The sequence below is a fragment of the Algoriphagus aestuariicola genome (genome assembly GCF_017254835.1).
GTDB classification, from domain to species: Bacteria; Bacteroidota; Bacteroidia; order Cytophagales; family Cyclobacteriaceae; genus Algoriphagus; species Algoriphagus aestuariicola.
Map to the genome: position 1 here is coordinate 1 of NZ_JAFKCW010000061.1, position 289 is coordinate 289.

At 63.7% G+C, this 289-nt stretch carries 2 protein-coding genes; both read left to right on the forward strand.

Going from position 1 to position 289, the window contains the following annotated elements:
• Nucleotides 1–18 precede the first annotated feature (18 nt).
• Nucleotides 19–168 (forward strand): hypothetical protein, encoded by a 150-nt coding sequence (locus J0A67_RS23665; protein WP_498366380.1) that lies wholly within the window; start codon nt 19–21, stop codon nt 166–168.
• Nucleotides 161–289: phage tail protein I (locus J0A67_RS23670; protein WP_206571694.1), on the forward strand; the 129-nt coding region annotated here is incomplete at its 3' end. The genes J0A67_RS23665 and J0A67_RS23670, both read left to right, overlap by 8 nt.

Here is a 289-nt window from a genome sequence, read left to right on the forward strand (position 1 = left end):
CGCCGCTTAGGCCGCAGTATCCGGCGTTCCGGCATCATCGCGGCGCTGACCGTGGAAGGTGTTGAACGTGTTGAAGTTGCTCAACCGGCCGCCGACATCGTGCTGGATAAAACGCAGGCGGGTTACTGCACCGGTGTGAACATTACCCCAGGGCGCGCCGATGACTAACCGTCTATTGCCTGTCGGCTCCTCACCGCTGGAAGTTGCCGCCGCCGCCGCGTGTGCCGAGCTGGAGCGCGTGCCGGTTCCCCTGCGTGATTTGTGGAACCCGAAAACCTGCCCGGTGCAT